General features: G+C 73.0%; 2 protein-coding genes. Both read left to right on the top strand.

The window, feature by feature from the left end; all coding sequences use genetic code 11:
• A partial coding sequence (locus ACFY30_RS39260) for a phosphopantetheine-binding protein (RefSeq protein ID WP_390849939.1) occupies nucleotides 1–649 on the top strand: 649 nt, incomplete at its 5' end.
• A gap of 60 nt (nucleotides 650–709) precedes the next feature.
• Nucleotides 710–4,073: type I polyketide synthase (locus tag ACFY30_RS39255; RefSeq protein ID WP_390849938.1), on the top strand; the 3,364-nt coding region annotated here is incomplete at its 3' end.

Genomic DNA, 4,073 nt, shown 5'->3' with positions numbered 1-4,073 from the left:
GTGGGAGCGGTTCGCTCCGGCGTACACGAGCGTGCGGCCCAGCGCGTTGCTGGCCGGTCTTCCCGAAGCCCGCACCGCCCTCACCACCACGGCGGCCTCCGGGCAGCAGGACGGCCCACGCGACTTCGGGCTGAAGGAGAAGCTGGGCGGGCTGTCGGGGGACGAGCGCGGGCTGGCACTGCTCGACCTGGTGCGCAGGCGGGCCGCCGAGGTACTGGGACACGGCGACACCGGCGGCGTCGGATCGGGCCAGGCCTTCCGGGAGCTCGGCGTCGACTCTCTCACCGCCGTCGAGCTGCGCAACCGGCTCGCCGCCGAGACCGGCCTGAAGCTGCCCAGCACCCTCGTCTTCGACTACCCGACCCCCCGCCATCTGGCCGCCTTCCTCGACGCCGGGCTGTTCGGCGCCGAGGAGGCGGAGCCGGAGAGCGTCCTCGCGGCCGAGCTGGACCGGCTGGCCGCCACGATTTCAAGGCTTTCCCCAGAGAACCGCGCCAGGACTCTCGCGAAGGCGCGCCTGCGCAGCATGCTGACCGAGCTGGGTGATCAGAGCGAGGGTGATCCCAAAGCCTCCGTCACCCAGCACCTCGAGGCGGCCTCGGACGACGAGATCTTCGACTTCATCAACCGGGAACTCGGCCGGTCCTGAGCGCCCGGGTCACAGCAGGCCGAACCGTTCCTACCGCTACGACGTATGGGGCACGTTCCAATGGCGAATGAAGACAAGCTCCGGGACTACCTCAAGTGGGTCACTGCCGACCTGGCCGAGACGCGTCGGCGGCTCCAGGAGCTGGAGGCCCGCGAGGACGAGCCCATCGCGATCGTCGGGATGAGCTGCCGGTTCCCCGGCGGGGTACGGTCCCCCCAGGACTACTGGCAGCTGCTGGCCGACGGCACCGACGCCATCTCCGCATGGCCCACGGACCGCGGCTGGGACGCCGAGGCGCTCTACGACCCGGAAGCCCGGCGCGTGGACGGCAGTTACGCCCGCGAGGGCGGCTTCGTCCATGACGCCGGCGACTTCGACCCCGCGTTCTTCGGGATCTCGCCGCGCGAGGCCGTCGCGATGGACCCCCAGCAGCGGCTGCTGCTGGAGACGTCCTGGGAGGCGTTCGAACACGCCGGCATCGACCCCGAGTCGGCGCGGGGCGGCCGCGCCGGCGTCTTCGTCGGATGCAGCAACCAGGAGTACGGCGCCGGCCTCGGCGACATCCCCGATGACGTGCGCGGCCATCTGCTCACCGGCAACTCCACGTCCGTGGTGTCCGGTCGCGTCTCGTACGCGCTCGGCCTGGAAGGTCCCGCGGTGACGGTGGACACCGCCTGCTCCTCGTCCCTGGTCGCCCTGCATCTGGCGGTGCAGGCGCTGCGGGGCGGCGAGTGCGACCTGGCGCTGGCCGGTGGGGTGACGGTGATGTCGACGCCGGGTGTGTTCGTGGAGTTCTCGCGGCAGCGGGGGCTCGCCGAGGACGGCCGGTGCAAGGCGTTCGCGGAGGCCGCCGACGGCACGGGGTGGTCCGAGGGCGTGGGCATGCTGCTGGTGGAGCGGCTGTCGGACGCGCGGCGCAACGGGCACCGGGTGCTGGCGGTGGTGCGGGGCAGCGCGGTCAACCAGGACGGCGCGTCCAACGGTCTGACCGCGCCGAACGGTCCCTCGCAGCAGCGGGTGATCCGGGCCGCGCTGGCGGGTGCGGGCCTGTCGGCCGCGGACGTGGACGCGGTGGAGGCGCATGGCACGGGTACGGCGCTGGGTGATCCGATCGAGGCGCAGGCACTGCTGGCCACCTACGGCCAGGATCGTGAACGGCCGTTGTGGCTGGGGTCGGTGAAGTCGAACATCGGGCACACGCAGGCGGCGGCCGGTGTCGCCGGTGTGATCAAGATGGTGCTGGCGATGCAGCATGCTCTGCTTCCGCGCACTCTGCATGTGGACGCGCCGTCGTCGCACGTGGACTGGTCGGCCGGTGCGGTCGAACTGCTCAGCCAGGAGCGGGAGTGGGCCGGGGAGGAGGGCCGGCCGCGGCGCGCCGCCGTGTCCGCCTTCGGCGTCAGCGGCACCAACGCCCACGCCATCCTCGAGGAGGCTCCCGCGGAGGAAACCTCCGAGAACCTTGAGGCACCCGCCGCCGACGACACGGCGTCCACCGCTTCCCGCGCGTTGCCGCAGCGGGCCCCCCGGACACTGCCGTGGATCCTGTCCGCCCGTACCCCCGAAGCCCTGCCCGCCCAGGCCGCCCGTCTCCTCGCGCACCTGCGGGAACACCCCGGCGCCGAGCCCCTCGACGTCGCCTGGTCGCTCGCCGCGCACCGGTCGGCTCTGCCGTACCGGGCCGCCGTCATCGGTTCCGACCACACCCGGCTCGTCGACGCGCTCACCGCCTTCGCCGCCGGTGACCGGGCCGAGGGCATCGTCACCGGCACCGCCCAGCCGGACGGCCGTACGGCGTTCCTCTTCGCGGGACAGGGCTCCCAGCGGCTGGGCATGGGACGCGAGCTCTACGACGAGCACCCGGTCTTCGCCGAAGCCTTCGACGCGGTCGACGCGGAGCTGCCCTTCGGCCTGCGGGAGATCGTGTTCGGTGAGGACGCGGATCTTCTGAACCGTACGGAGTACGCGCAGCCCGCGCTCTTCGCCCTTGAGGTGGCGCTGTTCCGGCTGCTGGAGTCGTGGGGTGTGCGTCCCGATGTGCTGGCCGGTCACTCGATCGGTGAGATCGCGGCCGCCCATGTGGCGGGGGTATGGTCGCTGGCGGACGCGTGTCGTCTCGTGGTGGCGCGGGGCCGGCTGATGCAGGCGCTGCCGGCCGGTGGTGCGATGGTGGCGGTGCAGGCGTCCGAGGAGGAGGTGCTGCCGCTGCTGGGTGACGCGGTGGGCGTCGCCGCGGTCAACGGGCCGCGTGCGGTGGTGGTTTCGGGTGCGGCCGAGGCGGTTGGCGAGATCGCGGAGCGTCTGCGTGGCCAGGGTCGTAAGGTCACGGCGTTGCGGGTGAGCCATGCCTTCCACTCGCCGCTGATGGAACCGATGCTCGACGACTTCCGGGCCGTGGCCGAGAGCCTCGCCTACGCGGAACCGGACATCCCGATCGTCTCCACCCTCACGGGCACGGCCGCCACGGCCGAGGAACTGTGCTCCCCGGACCACTGGGTGCGACACGCCCGGCAGGCGGTCCGCTTCGCCGACGCCGTGCGCACCCTCGCCGCGCGCGGTACGACGCGTTACCTCGAACTCGGCCCCGACGGCACGCTCACCGCACTGGCCCAGGACTGCCCGGAGGCGGTCGCCGCCGCGGACTCCGCCGACAGCGACAGCGTCCTGTTCACCCCCGTCCTGCGCAAGGACCGGGACGGGACCGACACCATCGTCACGGCGCTCTCCCGGCTGCACGCCCACGGCGCCACGGTCGCCTGGGAGAACGTCCTGCCCGGCGGACGCCGGGTGGAGCTGCCCACGTACGCCTTCCAGCACCAGCGCTACTGGCTGGCGGACCAGGGCCGCCCGGCCGCGGGCCGCAGCGGGGACGGTGAGCGGCCGGCCGGTGGCGTCGCCGAGACGGAGTTCTGGAACGCCGTCGAGAGCGGCGACCTCGGTTCCCTCGCCGAGTCGCTGGGGCTCGCCGAGGAGTCCCTGAACACCCTGGTCCCGGCCCTGTCGTCGTGGCGGCACCGCAGCCTGGAACGCTCCCGGGCGGACCAGTGGCTCTACCGGGCCCGCTGGAAGCCGCTCGAACCGTCGGCCGGCACCGCACTCTCCGGCCGGTGGTTCGTACTCCGGCCCGAGGGCGCCGCGCAGGACGCCGCCACGGACGCCCTCACGGCGGAACTCGCCGCGCGCGGCGCCGCCCCCGTGCTGATCGAACTTCCCGCCGCCCTTGAACGCGCCTCCCTCGCGGCTCGGTTGGAGGCTGCCGCCGACGGCGAGGTCTCGGGGATCGTCCTCGACACCGGAGCCGCCACGGATGCCGTACAGGCGTGCGGCGCGGTCGCCAGCCTGTTGCAGGCGTTGGGTGACGCGGGTGTGGGTGGCCGGGTGTGGGTGGTGACGTGTGGTGGTGTGTCGGTGGGCCGTTCGGACG

This window comes from Streptomyces sp. NPDC000345, assembly GCF_042898825.1.
Lineage (GTDB): Bacteria > Actinomycetota > Actinomycetes > Streptomycetales > Streptomycetaceae > Streptomyces.
This window is presented reverse-complemented; position numbering and strand designations above follow the sequence as displayed.